Here is a 19490-nt window from a genome sequence, read left to right as displayed (position 1 = left end):
GCACATCATGTTGTGTATCAGACGCTAGGCGTGCTGCGTCATTTGACTGCCGTACGTCTACGTCTACGTCTACGTCTACGTCTACGTCGGCAACTGTGTGGCCGTCGTCGGATCGCCTGGGTATCAGACCAGTAGGTGCGGTTTATCGCCGGGGCGATACGGTGTCCACCCCGGGTCGCCCGTCATCGCGAACGACGTCCACGCGGCGTGCATTCGCTCGGCGAGCCCGTGGTCGGGGTCGGGGCCGACGAGTGAGTGGGCGTCGTCGACGTGGTCGAAGACGTACGGGATTTCGACGGCGTGACCCGCGCGGATCCCCATCACCGGACTGTGTCGGCCGAACTCGTACACGAACGTCTGATCGTCGGGTCGGGCGTCGGCGATGGCGCGTGTCGGGTCGGCGAAGCCGTGGCGGGTGAGTTCGGCGCAGAGCGCGTCGCCCGCTGTCGCGCCGGCCGCCACGAGGTCGTCGAACCGGTCCGGCGACGCTCCCATTCGGTCCAGGACGGCACGCGCGGCGGCAGTGTCGACGGCGGCGACCACACCGGAGGGCGCGAGAAAGAAGTGGAACTCGTCGGCGTTCCACCCGGCCAGGAGCCGAACGCCGCGTCCGCCTCCCGCAGCGATCGACGAGATCGGGATGTCCGGGAGCACGTCGCCGTCGACGACGGGCATGAAGCTCATGACGCCCAGCCCGGCCGCCACGACCGACTCGCCCCACACAGTCGGATCGGGGTTCACCGAGAGTTCTAAAGCCGTGTCAGTCTGTGCCCGGAGTAGTCTGTCGGCGTCGATGCTCGCCCACGCCTGGGCGGTCGGTTCCACGCCGAGGATCTCCGACGTCCGCGCGGTGACCCGCCGGGCGTCGTCGACCGTCGCCGCGCTGATCCCGTTGCCGCTCTCCATGATCGCCCGATCGAACAGGCCGACAGACCGCGGCGAGGACAGCAGCGAGGCGACGCTCATGGCGCCCGCAGACTCGCCCATCACGGTGACCTGCGACGGATCGCCGCCGAACGCGGCGATGTTGTCGCGGACCCACTCGAGCGCGGCGATCTGGTCGAGGAGCCCGCGGTTCTCGGGTGCGCCGTCGAGGGACGCGAAACCGGGAGCGCCGAGACGGTAGTTGACGCCGACGAACACCAGCCCGTCCCGGGCGAAGGTGTCGCCCGCATAGATCGCGATGCGATTGGCGCCGCGGGTGAACGCGCCGCCGTGGATCCACACCAGAACGGGCAGACTGTCCGCCGCCGGGTCGGGAGTCCACACATTGACGTTCAGGTACTCATCACCCGGAGCGACAACGTTCTCCAGGATCGACGCGATCGGCTCCGGGTATCCGACCTGCGGCGCCGCCGGACCGTACTCGGTCGCGTCCCGAACCGCCGTCCACGGCGTGGGAGGCACGGGCGCGTCGAACGCGAGGGCGCCGACAGGTGGTGCGGCATAGGGGATTCCGAGGAAAGCCGCGACGGTCGAGCCGCTGCCCGTGGCGACTCGTCTGCCACGGACAGGGCCGTGAACGGTTTCGACGTGGCAGTCAGGAGACGCATTGGGCATACCGTCGACCTTAACCGGGGCACTGGCTCCGATGTGAGACGCCGACGATGCTTTGATTCTCGCTGCACCCAGAGCCGCCGCATAGGGCAGCGATTGAATGACAGAACTAACAACGCGGTGTGCGGCGTAATATGGTGTTCCCCGTGTACCAGGACTCTCCGCAATTTCAGCCATACCAAGTGATGCCGCCGGTGCCGGGGCCTGCCTCACGCAACCGTGCACTGCGCAGGGCCGCGATCGGTGCCGGGGTCACGACGGTGGTCATGTTCGTGCTCTTCCTTATTCTCGTGTTTGCCGGTGCCGACGAGCCCGAACCCGACATCTTCGGACGTGTGCCAGAGGGGCCGCAGGCCAGCGAACTGTTCTTCACCGCCGTCGCGATGGCGGCTCTCTGGGGAATCATCCCGGGCGCGTTGATCGGACTAGCAGTACACGCCTTCAAGGCTCGCAGGAACATTCCACGCGGTCCGGGCGGTGCGTACCCGTCGGGGCCTATCGGATGGGGAGCCCCGCCACAGCCTGTCTATCCACGTGGAATGCAACGTCCACCTACTGCGCCGGCCCCGTGGCCCACAGATGTGCCGACTCGGAGGCCTCCGTCCCCGCAGAGTCCCCCGCCGCCGCAGAGGCCGGGGCCCGGAGAGTGGCCTCCGCGCTGACGTGATGGTCGACGCCGACGAACGGTGGAGGGACTCGAGTGAAATCGGTCCTGCCGCAGCTTCCACTCAGGTGCTGCAGCCTCAACTACGGTCTCGCGCTCTCATTTCGTCGTAGCAGCCTGCGCCGATGCTGCTACGACACATTGAGGCTGCGACAAGAGAGGTGAGGCTGCGACAAGAGAGGTGAGGCTGCGACAAGAGAGGTGAGGCTGCGACAAGAGAGGTGAGGCTGCGACAAGAGAGGTGAGGCTGCAGCAAAGGAGGTGAGGCGCGACAAGGGAGCCGTCGCGACAGGGGAGCTCAGCCTCGGTGGAGGAAGATGGCGCGGGCGGCGATGTCGCCGAGGTGGATCGGGTCGCCGTCGTCGACGCAGATCGTGACCGTCCCGGCGAACGGCCGTTTCTCGGAGATGCGGACGCGGCAGTCCAACGCGATGCCGATCTCCTCGAAGTAGCGGAGCATCTCCGGATCCGAGTCGGAGATGCGGTTGATGACACCGGACTCGTCCACGCCGAGATCGGCGAGCTGAAGGGCCGCAGCATCGGGGACGCTGCCGTCGACTCCCGGGATCGGGTCGCCGTGCGGGTCGCGCTTCGGATGGCCGAGTTTGACGTCGATGTGCCGGAGCAGCCGTTCGGAGACCGCGTGCTCAAGCACTTCGGCGTCCTCATGGACCTGGTCCCAGCCGTACCCGAGCTCGCGCACCAGGAACGTCTCGAGCAGTCGGTGCCGTCGCACCATACTGATCGCAGCCTCGCTGCCTTCGTCGGTAAGCGTCACCGCACCGTACGGCGCGTGATCGACGAGGCCCTGATCTGCGAGTTTCCGGATACCTTCGGAGGCTGTGGAGGGGGAGACCCCGAGCTTCTCGGCGAGCAGCTTGGTCGTGACCTTCACATCGGACCATTCCTGCGTCGTCCAGATCACCTTGAGATAGTCCTGGGTCACAGACGAGAGTTCGTCGACCGGTCGAGAGTCGGGCATATGCATGACCATACCCATCGTCGTGAGCGGAGTCGTCCACCGCGCCGTGCCCGACCGCGTCCCGCGCCGTACTGTAGAAGCGTGTTGCGTTGGCGAGGATTGGACGATGTACCTGCCGGGTGGGGCCGCTGTGTGGTGACCATCGGTGTGTTCGACGGTATTCACCGTGGGCACGCCCAATTGGTGACTGCGGCGACGCGGGCCGCTGCCGAGCGAGGTGTCCCGTCCGTGTTGATGACCTTCGACCCGCACCCGTCTGAGGTCGTCCGCCCGGGGACACACCCGCCCCAGCTGTCGACACTCCGTCGTCGCGCCGATCTCGCCGAGGAGATGGGAGTCGACGTGTTCTGCGTCATCCCGTTCACATCGACGGTCGCGGCGCAGTCGCCGGAGGAATTCGTTCACGAGGTCCTCGTCGAGGAGTTGCATGCCGCGGAGGTGGTCGTCGGAGACAACTTCACCTTCGGCCACAAGGCGCTCGGCGACGTCCCGAAACTGCGCGAACTCGGGCAGCGGTTCGGGTTCGAAGTGACGGCGGTGTCGCTGTTCGGCGAGCATGCCGTGACCTACTCGTCGACGTATATCCGCTCGTGCATCGCATCCGGCGACGTCGAACTCGCGGCCGAAGCCCTCGGCCGACCGCACCGCGTGGAGGGCGCTGTCGTCCACGGTGAACGACGGGGCCGCGACCTCGGGTATCCGACGGCGAACATCGCCCCGCCTGAGCATGCCGCGATCCCCGGCGACGGCGTGTACGCGGCATGGTTCACCGTCCTCGGCGACAAGGAAGGGGAAGGGTTCCGGCTCGGCAGGCGCTACGCGGCGTCGGTCTCGGTCGGCACCAATCCGACGTTCTCCGGTCGCAACCGGACCGTCGAGGCGTACGTCCTCGACCTCGACGCAGACCTCTACGGTCAGCACGTCGCCGTCGACTTCGTCAGCAGGCTGCGTGGCATGGAGTCGTACGACGGTGTCGACGCGCTGATCGCCGCCATCAGCGACGATGTGACGCGCACGCGGACGATCCTGTCCGCGGACGAGAACTGAACGATTCTTCGCTGGGGCGTCGGCCCTGGTAAGGTCACCCGCTGGTGTCAGCTGCGGTCCGTGGTGGCGCACCCTCGCCCGCTGGTGGGTGAGTCCGAGCACGGAACTGAAAATCAAGGAGACTCTCATGGCTCTTACCGCCGACGAGAAGAAGGCCATCCTCAGCGAGTACGGCGTCCACGAGACCGACACCGGTTCGCCGGAGGCTCAGGTCGCGATGCTGACGAAGCGGATCAAGGACCTGACTGAGCACCTCAAGGAGCACAAGCACGACCACCACAGCCGTCGTGGTCTGCTCTTGCTGGTCGGTCGCCGTCGTCGCCTGCTCAAGTACTTGGCGAGCGTCGACATCACCCGCTACCGCTCGCTGATCGAGCGCCTGGGCATGCGTCGCTGACGCGCCCCCGTGATCTCTTCGAGGCCGCGACCCGCCAGGGTCACGGTCTCGAAGTGTATTACGCAGCGGAAATGGTAAGATCGACCCGGTGCGATGACCTGCCTGCAGCGGCAACCCAGTCGTGAATCGTCAGATCGGTCCTCGGTAGTGGCTGTCGGAAGTGACAAACTCCGGCCGCTTCGATCGAAGGCCGTCTACTCACAGCGCACGACGCGCTGGCCACGACTCCCGCGGCCGCTCCTGTCTCTTATCCACCCCGATCCGTCGCGAAATGCGACGGGTCTGCAACTGCATATGCCGGTCGCGACAGACCGCGGCCGAACTACACGAGGGATTCTCACTACATGACTGATGTCATCACCGACGACTTCGACGAATCGATTACCGAAGTCTCCGCCGTCATCGACAACGGCGCGTTCGGCCAGCGGACCATCCGCTTCGAGACCGGACGTCTGGCCCTGCAAGCCGCAGGCTCGGTCGTCGCATACCTCGACGAGGGGACGATGCTCCTCTCGACGACCACCGCGTCCAAGTCGCCGAAGGAGCACTTCGACTTCTTCCCGCTGACCGTCGACGTCGAAGAGCGCATGTATGCCGCGGGCCGGATCCCGGGGTCGTTCTTCCGCCGCGAAGGCCGCCCGTCGACCGACGCGATCCTGACCTGCCGTCTCATCGACCGTCCGTTGCGCCCGTCGTTCGTCGACGGTCTCCGCAATGAGATCCAGGTCGTCGAGACCATCCTGTCGCTCGACCCGAAGGACCTGTACGACGTCCTCGCGATCAATGCGGCATCGGCGTCCACCCAGATCTCGGGTCTGCCGTTCTCCGGCCCCGTCGGCGGCGTCCGCGTCGCCCTCATCCCGACCCTCGCCGGTGAAGGCGAAGGCCGCGACGAGAACAAGGCGGGCCAGTGGGTCGCGTTCCCGACCGTCGATCAGCTCGAAGGCGCCGTGTTCGACATGGTCGTCGCCGGCCGCATCGTCTCCGGTGAAGGCGCGAACGACGCCGGGAGCGGAGCGAGCGGATCGGTTGAGGCCGCCGACGTCGCCATCATGATGGTCGAGGCCGAGGCCACCGAGAACGTTCTCGACCGCATCGCAGGCGGCGCGCAGGCCCCGAGTGAAGCGATCGTCGCCGAAGGCCTCGAGGCTGCCAAGCCGTTCATCGCCCAGCTCTGCGAGGCGCAGAAGCAGCTCGCCGCCGCCGCAGCCAAGGAGACCCGCGAGTTCCCGCTGTTCCCGGCCTACGCGGACGACGTCTACGACGCGGTCGCCGAGTTCGCCACCGCGCGGCTGAGCGAGGCTCTCGCGATCGCGGGCAAGCAGGAGCGCGACGACGCGACCGACGCGCTCAAGGGCGACGTCCTCGCGGCGTTGGGCGACAAGTTCGAAGGCCGCGAAGGCCAGATCGGCGCGGCCTACCGCTCGCTCACCAAGAAGCTCGTGCGCCAGCGCATCCTCACCGACCACTTCCGTATCGACGGTCGCGGCATCACCGACATCCGCGCACTCTCGGCGGAGATCGGCCTGATCCCGCGCGCTCACGGCAGTGCGCTGTTCGAGCGAGGCGAGACCCAGATCATGGGTGTCACCACGCTCGACATGGTCAAGATGGCGCAGACCATCGACTCGCTCGGCCCCGAGACGAGCAAGCGTTACATGCACCATTACAACTTCCCGCCGTACTCGACCGGTGAGACCGGTCGCGTCGGTTCGCCGAAGCGCCGCGAGATCGGCCACGGCGCGCTCGCCGAGCGTGCACTCGTGCCGGTCCTGCCGAGCGTCGAAGAGTTCCCGTACGCGATCCGTCAGGTGTCCGAAGCCCTCGGCTCCAACGGTTCGACGTCGATGGGTTCGGTCTGCGCGGCGACCATGTCGCTGCTCAACGCCGGTGTCCCGCTGAAGGCGCCGGTCGCGGGTATCGCGATGGGCCTCGTCTCCGATGAGGTCACCATCGACGGCAAGACCGAGACGCGCTACGTCGCACTCACTGACATCCTCGGCGCCGAGGACGCGTTCGGCGACATGGACTTCAAGGTCGCAGGCACCAAGGAGTTCGTGACCGCGCTCCAGCTTGACACCAAGCTGGACGGCATCCCGTCGAAGGTTCTCGCCGGCGCTTTGAGCCAGGCCAAGCAGGCACGCCTGACGATCCTGGACGTTCTGTCCGAGGCCATCGACGAGCCGGACGAGATGAGCCCGTTCGCTCCGCGGATCACGACCATCAAGATCCCGTTGGACAAGATCGGCGAGCTGATCGGCCCCAAGGGCAAGACGATCAACGGGATCACCGAAGACACCGGTGCCAACATCTCCATCGAGGACGACGGCACCGTGTTCATCGGCGCGGCCGACGGCCTGTCCGCTCAGGCTGCGATCGACAAGGTCAACGCCATCGCCAACCCGCAGCTGCCGAAGGTCGGCGAACGCTTCCTCGGCACGGTCGTCAAGACGCCCGCGTTCGGCGCGTTCGTCTCGCTGCTCCCGGGCCGCGACGGACTGATCCACATCAGCAAGCTGGGCAACGGCAAGCGCATCGGCAAGGTCGAAGACGTCGTCAAGGTCGGCGACAAGCTCCAGGTCGAGATCGCTGACATCGACGAGCGCGGCAAGATCAGCCTCGTCCTCGTCCGCGACGACGCAGACGAGAAGTCCGACGAGACGGCAGACGCCTGATCTGATCTGACCTGATCTCGCTCCGGCCCGCGATGCTCTTCCCGGCATCGCGGGCCGGAGTCGTCTTCGCTGAGCGATCGCTGGGTAGTGTCAGCACTACCGTGAACAGTCGACGTCGCACCAGTGAGATCGTCGATGCAGGTCAATAGCGTTGAACACATGACGACAGATGAGATGACAGCGACCAGATCGCCGTGGCGGGCCCTCGGACGGTCGCCGCTGCGCTACTTGACCTCGTCCGATCCGTGGCGGGGCGTCGCGTACACCCTCACGACCCTGGTCCTCGGATGCCTGATGTTCCTGGCGTACGTGGTGATCGTGCTGCTGCCGTTCGCACCCGCCTGGTCGAACCTGCTCGGCAAGATCGACCGACAGCGGGTCAGGCTCCTGGGCGTCCCGGCGATCGGCGACCCGCACACCCCGGTCGACGGGAACGTCCCGACCCGGATGGGCGTCCGCCTCGGTGAGCCCGCCACGTGGCGTGAAGTGGTCTATTCGCTGTTCCTCGCGATCTACGCACCGCTGGTCGGGATCGGTCTGTCGATCGTCGCATTCGCCGTCGGCGTCTTCGCGTTCGCGCCGGTGATCGCTAGGCAGGGGGAGGTCATCAATCTGTGGAGCTGGACGGTCGAGTCGGTCGGCGAATCCTGGTCGATGGTGCCGATCGCGCTGCCGCTCATCATCATCGGTCTGTATTTGAGCGGTGTCGCGGCGGCGATCACCGCGTCGATCGCGACGTGGCTGCTCGGCCCGCGAGAAGAGGAGTTGGCCGCGCAGGTCGCAGCTCTGGAGTCCTCTCGCGGCGTCCTCGTCGGGTCGTTCGAAGCCGAGCGGCAGCGCATCGAGCGCGACCTGCACGACGGTCCGCAACAGGACCTCGTGGGAGCCGCCATGCAGCTCGGCGAACTCGCGCAGACCAGCGACGACCCGACATTGCGTACCGAAGTGGAAGCGGCCCAAGCACGCGTCGAACGCGCCCTGTCGGGACTGCGCGAGACGGTGCGCGGAGTGAACCCGAAAGTCCTCGAGGACTTCGGCCTCGAGGCGGCGTGCGCCGAACTCGGCGACCCGATCAGCGTGCGGGTGCTCCCCAGCGCCGGATGGTCTCCGGGCCGTCGGCTTCCCGCACCGTTCGAACGGGCGATGTACTACACGGCGAGTGAATCGGTGACCAACGCGGTCAAGCACGGGCGCGCGTCGTCGGTGACGATCGAACTGTCCGACGTGCTGGGCGTCGTGAGCATGGTCGTCACCGACGACGGGGTCGGCGGGGCCGACCCGTCACGCGGCAGCGGACTCGCGGGGCTCGTCGAACGGGCTCACTCACTCGGCGCGACGCTTACCGTCACGAGCCCGCGCGGCGGTCCCACCGTTCTTCGGTGGACCGGTCGCGCAGGCCAGTAGGCGATCGGGAAGACTCGATCGGGTGGGAGTGCGCATTGTTCTGGCCGAGGACTCGGTTCTGCTCGCCGAAGGCCTCGTGAGGATTCTCGAACGGGCCGGACACGAGGTCATCGCCACCGTGAGTGACGCGGCCGCGCTGCGGAACGTCGATCTGACCGGCGTCGACCTCGTGGTCACCGATGTCCGCATGCCGCCGGGCGACGGCGACGACGGGCTGCGCGCCGCCCTCGACCTCCGACGCCGCCGGCCCGCGTTGCCGGTTCTCGTGCTGTCTCAGTACGTGGCGGCGGCGTACGCGCGCCGACTGCTGTCGTCGGAGCAGGGCGGCGCCGTCGGCTACCTCCTCAAGGAACGGGTCGGTCGCGTCGACGACTTCCTCCGGGCGATCGAGACCGTGGTGTCCGGCGGTGTGGTCGTCGACCCCGAAGTGATCTCGAAGATGTTCGGGTCCGCAGTCATCGAACGCCTCACCCCGCGCGAACGGGAGGTTCTCGCGCTCATGGCCCGCGGTGACAGCAATTCGGAGGTCGCCGCGGCGCTGTTCGTCTCCGACGCGGCCGTCGCGAAACACGTGTCGAACATCTTCACCAAGCTGGAGCTGCCGCCCGAGACGGAGAACCGTCGGGTGCGGGCGATCCTGATGTACCTCGCGCAGGCGTGAACCTCGTCTCAGGCCACATGCGCGTCAGGCGACCTTGATCCGTCCTGTCGCTCCGCTGATCTCGCGCAGCGTGCCCGACGTCGTCTTGACGTCGCCGAAGTAGCGGATCCGGTAGTCGCCCGGAGCCGCGTTCCGCGGCACGCGCCAGGTGACGGTGACCTTCGATGCGGACGGACTGCCGCCCGGCCGGACCCACGTCATCTCCGTGGACTCGTGGTCGTCGTCGTAGACCGTCTCCCACCGGGCCCCGGTGAACTTCTCGACCGAGAAGTAGCGCCGCGATCCGCGTCGCACCCGGTTGCTCGGGTAGGCGCCGCAGAAGCTCGCCGACACCGTCGAGCCGGCCCCGACCGAAGTCGGGACCTTCGAGACGGTCTGGCCGAAGCGGCGGCCGGGCATCGGAGTGTCGGCAGGCTGGGCGCCGAGCAGATCGGGCTGCAGGTCGGCGCGATCCGCCGGCGCGCGGCCAGCGGACGGTTTCGCGCCCCGTTTCAGCGACCGGGCGAGGGAGTCCATCTCCTGCATGTACGCGCACAGCGTCCACCGCCCGAACAGCGTCTCGCCGCCCTCGTACTGCTGCGAAACGTACTCCTCGGGTGTCACCACATACTGGCTGTAGCCGTTCGAATAGCCCTGCAGCAGCACGTTCTGCAGCGGCACGTCCATCGCGTCGGCGACGATGCGTCGCACTCGCAGGCCGGCGACGATGGTCGACTCGGTCGGCAGCGCCGCCAAGACGAGATCGCCGATCCGCAGGATTTGGATCGGAAGACGCTGCTCGATCCACGAGCGGGGCGGCATGATGCCGAGTGGGAACAGGATGGCCTTCGGCGCCTGGCTGTCGGCGATCCACGCAGCGGGTGTCGGAGTGTCGCCCGCTCCGAGTGCCATCGCCAACTCGTTCCGGACACCCTCGTTCAGGAATCCGAGTTGACTGCGGGTGTTCTCCTCCTGGCTGGTCGCGGCCGCCGCCGCGCCCATCATGGCGGGGGAGGTGCGCGTCGCCTTGCCGTGCGGGGTGTAGTGGCCGTTGACGTGGACGTTCGCCATGTCGACGTAGCGCGTGGCTGCGTCGACACCGCCCGCGGTCATCGGTCGTGCCGACGACAGGGCCGACTGACCCGCCTGGTCCTGGCGTCGTCCGATGATGATCCGGTTGCTGCGGTGGTTCGACGTCGGGCCGCCGGGATTCATCTTGCGGGCCCACAAGTTCGGCGTCATGTCGCCCGCGTTGGTCTGGGCGTGCGCGCTCACGATGTTCGGGTCGCGCTGTTCGCCGAGGTACGCCGCGTATCCCTTGTTGTCCGGGCCGATGAGGAAGTTGGCGTCGGTGAGTGACGTGCCGTGGGTGGCGAACCACGTGACCTCACCGATCGTCGACCCGCCCTGGCGTAGCCGGATCGCGGTGACCTGGGGGTCGATGTGGTCGGGGAAGTGCTTGCGGTCCGATTCCGGGTTGAGCCTGAACGCGTCGTACGAGCGGTTGGCGCTTGCGTTGTGGAGTTCGGAGTGGCCGAGTTCCACCGTGCCCGGGGCGAGTGACTCGTGCGCCTGCGCGACGGCGTCGAGCAGTCCGTCGACCTCGGCGCGGAACGAGTTGTGGCGGTGGCCCTTCGCCGCCAGCACATAGGCGTAGTCCCACGATGTCCCGCCGCACGAGTTGTGGTTGTGGGTCGCGTTCACATTCACGTTGTGGACGTTGTACGTGTTGCCGTAGCGCGCGCGGAGCTCGGCGAGCAGCGTGTTGTGGTGGGAGGTGAACACGCATGCGATGTCGGCGGTGATGAACAGGACTCGTCGATCGGTCGCGGCGTCGGCGATGATGTACGCCCGCGCCCAGGTGCGTTGCAGTAGTCCGTTCGCGACCTGGTCGAGGTCGGAGTAGCCCATCATTCCCTGCCCGGCGATCGCGCCGGTCATATCGCCCTTGCCCGCGCCGACGAGGTATCCGGTAGCGCCGCGGGCTGGTCCGGCCGCGTCCGTGGCAGCGGCGCCGAGGCCGACGGCGGCAGCGGCGGCGGCTGTCCCGGCGGCGGTCGCGTGCAGGAAGGTGCGGCGTGAAACGTCGGACATCGGACTCCTTGAATGACGCAGGCTCTTGTGGATCGGCAGTGTGACTCTAGCCTCAGTAGATCGATCGATCAATACTCGGGGGTGTGTGCGACCGGACCGCCTCGGGCCGCGCCTTCTAGACTGGAGGACCATCAGCGACGAAAGGCTTGGAAGTCATGGGTGACGCCATCCGCACGGGTGTGTTGGGCAGCAACGGCAAGGTCGGCAAAGCGATCGTCGAGGGAGTCGAGTCCGGTGACGGCGTCGAGTTCACCGTCGGAGTCGACAAAGGTGATTCGCTCCAGTCCTTCGTCGACTCCGGCACCGAGGTGGTCGTCGACTTCACCCATCCCGATGTCGTCATGGACAACCTGAAGTTCTTGATCGACAACGGAATCCACGCCGTCGTCGGTACCACCGGGTTCACCCAGGAGCGGCTCGACACGGTCCGCGGCTGGCTCGGCGATGACCCGCGCAGCGGCGTGCTGATCGCGCCGAACTTCGCGATCGGCGCGGTCCTCTCGATGCGCTTCGCTCAGCAGGCGGCACGGTTCTTCGACTCGGTCGAGGTCGTCGAACTGCACCACCCGCACAAGGCCGACGCTCCGTCCGGTACCGCAGGGCGTACCGCCGAGCTGATCGCCGCCGCCCGCGCGGAGGCGGGCTTGGGGGTGTCGCCGGATGCGACGTCGACCGGGTTGGACGGCGCCCGCGGCGCGGACATCGACGGGGTGCGCGTGCATTCGGTGCGGCTCGCCGGCCTCGTCGCGCACCAGGAGGTGCTGTTCGGTACGCAGGGTGAGACGCTGACGATCCGCCACGATTCGATCGACCGCAACTCGTTCGTACCGGGCGTCCTGCTCGGTGTGCGCGAGATCGGTTCGCGGGCGGGACTCACTGTTGGCCTCGAACACCTGATGGATCTGTGACTCGTGGCCGCTCGTAAGTCCGACGCACGGCCGATCGTCGCCGTGATCGTGTTCCTGGTCATCGCGATGTGCGTGTACTTCCTGATCCTCGGCCGTATGGCGTACCGGTTGCTCGAGCACGGAACCGCGGTGTCGATCGGCCTCGGTATCGGCATCTTCATCCTCCCGCTGCTCGGCGTGTGGATGATCGTCTCGACGCTCCGCTCGGGGATCGAGCACCAACGGATGGCAGCCGACGTAGCCGAACTCGGTCGGGAGCTCGACGTCGACGATCTGCCGCGCCGACCATCCGGTCGGATCGAGCGCGACGCAGCCGACGAATTGTTCGCGCAGGTCAAACAGGAGTGGGAGGCCGACCCGAGCGACTGGGTCCGCACCTACCGGATCGCGCGGGCCTACGATTACGCCGGCGACCGTTCCCGAGCCCGCGAGATGATGAAGCGTGCGTCGGGCCAATACCGACAGGCCAAGGCCTGAAGTATCCACGCACCGGCAGGCTTCTCGCGTTCACAGCGGCGTGACGGTCACCGACGTCGTGACCACATCGTCGACGATGAACCACAGGGCGAGGCCGCCGTCGTAATCGGCGGTAGCGATGGTTGCCTCGTCTCGCGGCGTGATCGGCCGCAAGTACTCGATCACCGCGCGATGCGGTGCCGCGGCCAGGCCGGGAAAACGCGCGAGGACGGCGTGGACCGCATGCCAGTACGCGACGTTGTTCATGTGTCCGTAGGCGTCGAAGTCGGTGGTGCGCAACGCGAACGATGTGTACTCGGGCGCATCGGTGACGGCGTCGGGCGACGCCGGAGTCATCGACTTCCATTTGAGCCGGGTCTCGGTGACGTCGCCGTTCCAGTCGTCGATGGTCTCATCGTCGATCCGTGAAGGCCGACCCTCCCGCGTCACGTTGATGCAGAAGCTCGACGTCTCGATGAGTCCGGCGGGACGGTCTGCGTCGGCGAATCCGGTTGCGCTCGGGACTCCGGTCAGCCGCTGCCGCATGCCGACCCACCGCGACGACGTGGCCTCGCACCATCGCTCGATGTGCACGTCGCCCGGCCAGGTGATCGGCTCGAGCACGTCGATCACGTTCCGGCGCACGATCCAGAACGGGTTCTTCTTCCCCCACGCCGACTCGTCGATCATGTCCATCGCGATGTTCTGCAGTAGGCGTGCGATCGCGTCGTGGCGGACGTCCATGGCGGGCGTCACGTCCTCCATCCGGAGGCGGTACGTGCGCTCGTAGGTTCGCGCCTGAGGCGGGCGGGCGGCGAGCGTACTGGTGTGCGGCATGAGGTCCCCTCGATTGTGCGTCGGAACGATCGTGCCACGGGGCCGACCGGGCGCTTCGCGCGCACAGGGGCTTCGGGTTCTGCCAGAGTGGACGTATGGCTCGTCTACTGATCGTCCATCACACGCCGTCGCCGCACTGCCAGGCGATGTTCGAGGCGGTGGTGGACGGCGCGACCGATCCCGAGATCGAGGGCGTCGAGGTGGTGCGCCGCGCAGCCTTGTCGGTGTCGGCCACCGACTTCCTGGAGGCCGACGGATACGTGCTCGGCTCGCCGGTGAACCTCGGCTACATCTCCGGCGCATTGAAACACGCATTCGACTCCAGCTACTACCAGATCCTCGACTCGACGCGGGGTCGCCCGTTCGGGCTGTACCTGCACGGCAACGAGGGGGCCGAGGGCGCGGTGAACGCCGTCGACCGGATCACCGCCGGGCTCGGCTGGGAGAAGGCCGCCGACTATGTGATCGCGTCGAACAAGCCGGACAAGGAACAACTTGACGCGTGCTGGGAACTGGGCGCGACGGTCGCCGCCGGGGTCATGGGATAGGCAACGACGTCGGCGCGTCGACCAGCCGCCGTAGGGCGCCTCGGTACACTCGACGAGGTGAGCACGCCCATCCCGACACCGTACGAAGACCTGCTGCGACTCGTGCTGGAGAGCGGCACGCCCAAGGCGGACCGCACCGGCACCGGAACGCGGAGTGTGTTCGGCCATCAGATGCGGTTCGACCTGTCGGCGGGCTTCCCGCTCGTCACCACCAAGAAGGTGCACCTCAAGTCGATCGTCTACGAACTCCTGTGGTTCCTGCGCGGCGACTCGAACGTCACGTGGCTGCGCGAGCACGGTGTCACGATCTGGGACGAGTGGGCGGCCGATGACGGCGAACTCGGTCCCGTCTACGGCGTCCAGTGGCGCAACTGGCCGACGCCGTCGGGCGAGCACATCGACCAGATCGCGGTGGCGTTGGAGACGTTGACGACAGACCCGGATTCGCGGCGCAACATCGTGTCGGCGTGGAACGTCGGCGAGATCCCGCAGATGGCGTTACCGCCGTGCCACGCGTTCTTTCAGTTCTATGTGGCCGACGGCAAACTCAGCTGTCAGCTGTATCAGCGCAGCGCCGACCTGTTCCTCGGCGTACCGTTCAACATCGCGTCGTATGCGCTGCTGACACACATGATGGCGCAGCAGGCCGGCCTCGGGGTTGGCGACTTCGTGTGGACCGGCGGCGACTGCCACATCTACGACAACCACGTCGACCAGGTGCGCGAACAGCTCTCCCGGGACCCGTACCCGTACCCGCAGCTGGAATTGCGCAAGGCCGCGTCGATCTTCGACTACGACTACGTCGACGTGAAGATCGTCGGCTACACGTCGCATCCGGCGATCAAGGCGCCCGTCGCCGTCTGAGTCAGGAGTACCCGATGACCGTCTCCCTCGTGTGGGCGCAAGACCTGGCCGGTGCCATCGGCAAAGCCAACGCCATCCCGTGGCGCGTGCCAGAGGACATGGCACGGTTCAAAGCACTCACCGGGACCGGCAGCGTCATCATGGGGCGCAAGACGTGGGAGTCGCTGCCTGCCAAGTTTCGGCCGTTGCCCGGACGACGGAACGTCGTCGTGACGCGCAACCGCGCGTTCGACGCGTCCGGCGCCGAGATCGTTCCCGGAGTGCGCGAGGCACTCGACCTCGTCGGCGGTGTCGCGTCGATCATGGGCGGCGGCGAGATCTATGCGGCTGCAATGGAGTTCGCGACCCATCTGCGGATCACCGAGATCGACGTGTTCGTCGACGCCGCCGACGCGTTCGCCCCCGAGATCGACACCGACGTGTGGACGGTCGTTGAGCTCGGCGGCTGGGAGACGTCGAAGACGGGGACCAGGTACCGGTTCGTCGACTACCAGCGGGCCGCCCGGTGACCTGGTTCGCGACCGGCGGTGCCGAGTACGCGGAGCACCGCCCGACCTATCCTGCTGAGCTCGCCGACGTGCTGGCGTCGTCGGTGCCGGACCGGGAACTGGCCGTCGACGTCGGGTGTGGCACCGGCCAGTTGACGCGGCTCCTCGCCGAGCGTTTCGACGCAGTCGTCGGCGTCGATCCGTCGGCGAGCCAGATCGATGCCGCGGCCGGGCCCCCGAACATCGAATACCGCGTGGGGTCGGCCGAGAGTCTCCCCGTCGCCGACGGCTCGGCGTCGTCGGTGACCGCCGCGCAGGCCGCGCACTGGTTCGACCTCCCCGCGTTCTACAACGAAGTGCAGCGCATCGCCCGACCCGGCGCGCTGTTGGCCCTGATCACATACGGTGTCGTGGCCCCAGGCGACGACATCGCCGAACGATTCGACCGCTTCTACCGCCACGAGATCGGTCGGTACTGGCCGCCCGAACGGGCACACGTCGACTCCGGGTACGCCGACCTGCCGTTCCCATTCGAGCGGGTCGACATCGCGGCGTCGCCGATCGAGCGCGACTGGAACCTCGAGGATTTCGTCGGCTACGTCGAGACGTGGTCTGCGGTCCGACGTGCCCGAGATACCGGGGCGCCGGACCTCGTCGCAGCGTTGCGGGCCGACCTCGCACCGCACTGGCGGGAACCCCGGAGTGTCAGATGGCCGGTCACTGTCGTCGCCGGATACCTGTGATGGACGATCTGTCGATCGGCCAGGCTCGCCGGATCGCCTTGGCCGCACAGGGATTCACGGACCCGATGCCGAGCGGGCAGCCGACCAGGAGGCACCTTCGTCGCGTGTTGGGCCGCACCCGCCTGCTGCAGATGGACTCGGTGAATATCCTCGCGCGGGCCCACTATCTGCCGGCGTTCAGTCGGCTCGGCGCGTACGACGCCGCCGTCCTCGACGCCGCAGCCTGGAGCGACACCGTTCGGACGCCTCGGCTGCTCGCTGAATACTGGGCGCACGAGGCGGCATTGGTCCCCGTCGACGACTGGCCGCTGTTCGGCTGGCGAATGGACGAGTACCGCGGCGGTCGCTACCGGTATACGCGAGAAGTGCTGGCGCGCAACAGGTCGCTCGCCGCCGACATCGGTGATGTGGTTTCTGCCGCTGGTGCGTCGACGCCGCGGCAGATCGAGGGCGTGCTCGGGATCGAACGCGCGCCCGGGGAGAAGGGCTCATGGTGGACGCGGGGCGAGGTGAAACACGTGTGCGAGGCGTTGTTCGCGTCCGGTGACTTCTCTGCCACCCGAAACGAAAACTTCGTCCGCCACTACGATCTCGCCGAACGGATCGTCGGCGACCGCGTGAACATCACCGTCGATCGGGCCACCGCCCACCGTGAACTCGTTTCCCGGGCAGCCTCGGCGCTGGGTGTCGGGACGGTTGCCGACCTGGCCGACTACTACCGGCTGAAAACCGCGGACGTCCGCGCCGTGCTGGGCGACCTATCGGACGACGGCGTGGTCCGAAAGGTGTCGGTGCAGGGATGGGCGGAGCCCGCCTACCTGCACCGGGAGGCCAGGACGCCGAGAGCTGTCGGTCGGCACACCCTGCTGTCGCCGTTCGATCCGCTCGTGTTCTTCCGGCCGCGCACGCAGCGGTTGTTCGACTTCCACTACCGCATCGAGATCTACGTGCCCGCGCACAAACGCGTCCACGGCTACTACGTGCTGCCGTACCTGATGGGGGAGGACGTCGTGGCGCGCGTCGACTTGAAGGCCGATCGCGGCGCCGGGGTCCTCGACGTGTTGTCGGCGCACATCGAACCGGACGCCGACCGGGGCGCGGTCGCGGCGTCGTTGGCTGCGGATCTACGGGCGATGGCCGAGTGGCGGGGCCTTCACGACCTCCGAATCCGTCCACGCGGCGCGCTGTCGGAGGCCCTGTCCGCGGTGTGTTGAGCGGCAGGTACGGACGCTAGCGTGGGGTCGTGATGATTCGCGAAGGCAGACGCTCGGATGTGGTCGTGCTGCAGGAGATCGAGATCGCTGCGGGCGCGTTGTTCGCTGGCCTCGGCATGGGTCTCGTCGCGAACGACGACCCGCTGCCGATCGAATATCTGACGGAGGTCGTCGACGACGGTCGGTGCTGGGTCGTAGTCGACGAGACGGAGCGGCCGGCCGCCTACTTGATCGTCGAAACGGTCGACGAGACCGCCCACATCGAGCAGGTCTCCGTCCATCCCGATTATGCACGTCGCGGCCTGGGCGCGGCGCTGATCGAGCGTGCCGCCGACTGGGCGCGCAAGCGTCGACTGCCCGCCGTCACGCTCACCACGTACGTCGACGTCCCGTGGAACGGCCCCTATTACGTGCGGAGCGGATTCCGGTACCTCGCCGATTCGGAAGAGACTCCCGGGTTGAAAGCGATACGGGCGCAAGAGAAGTCGCACGGATTGGACCTATGGCCGAGGGCGTGCATGCTGCGCGAGGTGTGATGTGCGTCCTACTGTGGACTTATGAGTACATTCGCACGCGTAGCCCGTGTCTTCAACACCGCCGTCACTCCGCTGCTGTCGGCTCCGGTCGTCGGCCCGGCCCTGCGCAAGTCGATGACCGAGATCGGCTACACCGGGCGTAAGAGCGGCAAACACTTCACTCTGCCGGTCGCGTTCCGACGCCAGGACGACGGCACCATCCTCGTCGGCGTCGCGGCAGCGTCGCAGAAGACCTGGTGGCGCAACTTCCAGCCGGGACCGACGCCGATCACCATCAAGCTCGACGGCGAGGTCCGCACGGGCACCGGCGTCGCGAAGGTCGGGGAGAAGGGGACCTCCGTCGTCATCACCCTCGACGAGGCGTGAGCGCCCGCGAGTTCCCCGGACTCCACTGATCGTGCCTCTCGATACACTCACGCCATGACCACAGCCGTACCTCGTGACGTGACTCCCCGCGGTGACGTGATTCCCCGAGACGCGATCCTCCGGGACGTGACCCTCCGTGACGGACTTCAGCTCACTGGTAAAACGTTGGACGTCGCGACCCGCGTCGAACTCGTCCGCACGCTCCTCGCCGCGGGCATCCCGGAACTGGAGATCGGGTCGATGGCGCGGCCGGACCTCGTGCCGCCGATGGCCGGGTCGCTCGACGTCGTGGGTGCGTTGACGCCAGCCGAACTCGACCGGTGCTGGATCTGGGTGGCCACGCCTCGGCACGTCGAGAAGGCGGTCGCGGCGGGCGCGAAGAACGTCCAATACTGCTTCTCCGCGTCGGACGCCCACAACAAGGCCAACATCGGTCGGCTCACCGAAGACTCAGTCGCCGCGATGCCCCAGGCCGTCGAGATCGTGAAGGAGGCAGGTGGACGTATCCAGTTGTGCATCGCGACGAGTTTCACCTGCCCGTTCGACGGGCCCGTCGACCCGGACCGAGTGCGCGGGATCGTCGCCGATCCGCGGACCGCGGACGCCGACGACGTCGTGCTCGCCGACACACTCGGTCAGGCTTATCCCGGGCAGGTGCGCGAGCTGTTCGCGACCGCTCCGGCAGGCGATCGCCGACTGGTGTTCCACGGCCACGACACGTGGGGGATGGGCGTCGCGAACTCACTGGCTGCGATCGAGGGCGGCGCCCGCGTCGTCGACGGCGCGCTCGCCGGTCTCGGCGGCTGTCCGTTCGCGCCTGGAGCGAGCGGCAACACCGCGACCGAAGACCTCCTCTTCGCGACGCGACCCGACTATCTGACGCCGGCCGCGCTCGCCGAACTGGTCCGCACGGGCGAGGCACTCCTCGCTGAACTGGGGGAGACCTCTCGCTCGAAGACCGCGCAGGGCGCCCGATCGAAGGCGGACGCCTTCGAATGGGTCATCGGCTGACCGTCCGTACCCGGAACACTGCCCCGATCCCGCGCCGAACCCCGGCTCCGCGATTCAGT

19 protein-coding genes are annotated in these 19490 nt (G+C 67.3%); 15 read left to right on the top strand and 4 right to left on the bottom strand.

The annotated features are described in order from the left end of the window. Window positions 1-123 precede the first annotated feature (123 nt). Window positions 124-1560: a carboxylesterase/lipase family protein gene (locus tag L5G33_RS06775; RefSeq protein WP_236997397.1), complete on the bottom strand. Its 1437-nt coding sequence runs from the start codon at window positions 1558-1560 to the stop codon at window positions 124-126. 959 nt (window positions 1561-2519) lie between these two features. Beyond that, window positions 2520-3203, bottom strand: a complete 684-nt coding sequence (locus L5G33_RS06770) for a metal-dependent transcriptional regulator (protein WP_236997396.1) — start codon at window positions 3201-3203, stop codon at window positions 2520-2522. A gap of 81 nt (window positions 3204-3284) precedes the next feature. On the opposite strand from L5G33_RS06770, the gene L5G33_RS06765 reads away from it, so the two are divergent. From L5G33_RS06765 to L5G33_RS06745, 5 genes are all read left to right on the top strand, one after another. Further along, a complete protein-coding gene (locus L5G33_RS06765; RefSeq protein ID WP_236997395.1) occupies window positions 3285-4250 on the top strand; it encodes a bifunctional riboflavin kinase/FAD synthetase in 966 nt (321 codons plus the stop codon). Window positions 4251-4377: 127 nt separating this feature from the next. Beyond that, window positions 4378-4647 carry a 30S ribosomal protein S15 gene (gene rpsO / locus L5G33_RS06760; RefSeq protein WP_236997394.1) on the top strand — a complete coding sequence of 90 codons (270 nt, stop codon included), beginning with the start codon at window positions 4378-4380 and terminating at the stop codon, window positions 4645-4647. A gap of 344 nt (window positions 4648-4991) precedes the next feature. Continuing rightward, a complete protein-coding gene (locus tag L5G33_RS06755; RefSeq protein WP_236997393.1) occupies window positions 4992-7322 on the top strand; it encodes a polyribonucleotide nucleotidyltransferase in 2331 nt (776 codons plus the stop codon). 159 nt (window positions 7323-7481) lie between these two features. Then, entirely contained in the window at window positions 7482-8726 is a 1245-nt protein-coding gene (locus L5G33_RS06750; RefSeq protein WP_236997392.1) for a sensor histidine kinase, read from the top strand. Between the two features lie 22 nt (window positions 8727-8748). After that, window positions 8749-9387, top strand: a complete 639-nt coding sequence (locus tag L5G33_RS06745) for a response regulator transcription factor (protein ID WP_236997391.1) — start codon at window positions 8749-8751, stop codon at window positions 9385-9387. 24 nt (window positions 9388-9411) lie between these two features. Here L5G33_RS06745 and L5G33_RS06740 read toward each other — a convergent pair whose 3' ends face one another. Next, a complete protein-coding gene (locus tag L5G33_RS06740; RefSeq protein WP_236997390.1) occupies window positions 9412-11460 on the bottom strand; it encodes a neutral/alkaline non-lysosomal ceramidase N-terminal domain-containing protein in 2049 nt (682 codons plus the stop codon). 155 nt (window positions 11461-11615) lie between these two features. Between L5G33_RS06740 and dapB the strand changes: the two genes are divergently transcribed. After that, complete coding sequence (gene dapB / locus L5G33_RS06735) at window positions 11616-12368, top strand: 4-hydroxy-tetrahydrodipicolinate reductase (protein ID WP_236997389.1); 753 nt, start codon at window positions 11616-11618, stop codon at window positions 12366-12368. Window positions 12369-12371: 3 nt separating this feature from the next. Beyond that, on the top strand, window positions 12372-12845 hold the full coding sequence (locus L5G33_RS06730; protein WP_236997388.1) for a hypothetical protein: 474 nt from the start codon (window positions 12372-12374) through the stop codon (window positions 12843-12845). Window positions 12846-12875: 30 nt separating this feature from the next. Here the strand turns inward: L5G33_RS06730 and L5G33_RS06725 are convergent, their stop codons facing one another. After that, on the bottom strand, window positions 12876-13661 hold the full coding sequence (locus L5G33_RS06725) for an acyl-ACP thioesterase domain-containing protein (RefSeq protein ID WP_236997387.1): 786 nt from the start codon (window positions 13659-13661) through the stop codon (window positions 12876-12878). Window positions 13662-13756: 95 nt separating this feature from the next. Here L5G33_RS06725 and L5G33_RS06720 point away from each other — a divergent pair, with 95 nt between their 5' ends. The 8 genes from L5G33_RS06720 to L5G33_RS06685 are packed head-to-tail and all read left to right on the top strand — an operon-like array spanning window position 13757 to window position 19431. Further along, window positions 13757-14209, top strand: coding sequence for a flavodoxin family protein (locus L5G33_RS06720; protein WP_236997386.1), 453 nt, complete (start codon window positions 13757-13759; stop codon window positions 14207-14209). Window positions 14210-14266: 57 nt separating this feature from the next. After that, window positions 14267-15073 carry a thymidylate synthase gene (locus tag L5G33_RS06715; RefSeq protein ID WP_236997385.1) on the top strand — a complete coding sequence of 269 codons (807 nt, stop codon included), beginning with the start codon at window positions 14267-14269 and terminating at the stop codon, window positions 15071-15073. A 14-nt stretch (window positions 15074-15087) separates the two neighbouring features. Then, window positions 15088-15582 (top strand): dihydrofolate reductase, encoded by a 495-nt coding sequence (locus L5G33_RS06710; RefSeq protein ID WP_236997384.1) that lies wholly within the window; start codon window positions 15088-15090, stop codon window positions 15580-15582. Next, window positions 15579-16304, top strand: coding sequence for a class I SAM-dependent methyltransferase (locus L5G33_RS06705; RefSeq protein WP_236997383.1), 726 nt, complete (start codon window positions 15579-15581; stop codon window positions 16302-16304). The genes L5G33_RS06710 and L5G33_RS06705 overlap by 4 nt, the downstream gene beginning before the upstream one ends. Beyond that, entirely contained in the window at window positions 16304-17518 is a 1215-nt protein-coding gene (locus L5G33_RS06700; protein ID WP_236997382.1) for a winged helix-turn-helix domain-containing protein, read from the top strand. Before L5G33_RS06705 ends, L5G33_RS06700 begins: the two co-directional genes overlap by 1 nt. A gap of 32 nt (window positions 17519-17550) precedes the next feature. After that, window positions 17551-18054, top strand: a complete 504-nt coding sequence (locus L5G33_RS06695; RefSeq protein WP_236997646.1) for a GNAT family N-acetyltransferase — start codon at window positions 17551-17553, stop codon at window positions 18052-18054. Between the two features lie 21 nt (window positions 18055-18075). After that, window positions 18076-18420, top strand: a complete 345-nt coding sequence (locus L5G33_RS06690; protein ID WP_236997381.1) for a hypothetical protein — start codon at window positions 18076-18078, stop codon at window positions 18418-18420. A 54-nt stretch (window positions 18421-18474) separates the two neighbouring features. Then, a complete protein-coding gene (locus tag L5G33_RS06685) occupies window positions 18475-19431 on the top strand; it encodes a hydroxymethylglutaryl-CoA lyase-like TIM-barrel protein (protein WP_236997380.1) in 957 nt (318 codons plus the stop codon). Window positions 19432-19490 lie beyond the last annotated feature (59 nt).

The organism is Gordonia liuliyuniae, assembly GCF_021738805.1.
In the GTDB taxonomy this organism is placed as follows: domain Bacteria; phylum Actinomycetota; class Actinomycetes; order Mycobacteriales; family Mycobacteriaceae; genus Gordonia; species Gordonia liuliyuniae.
This window is presented reverse-complemented; position numbering and strand designations above follow the sequence as displayed.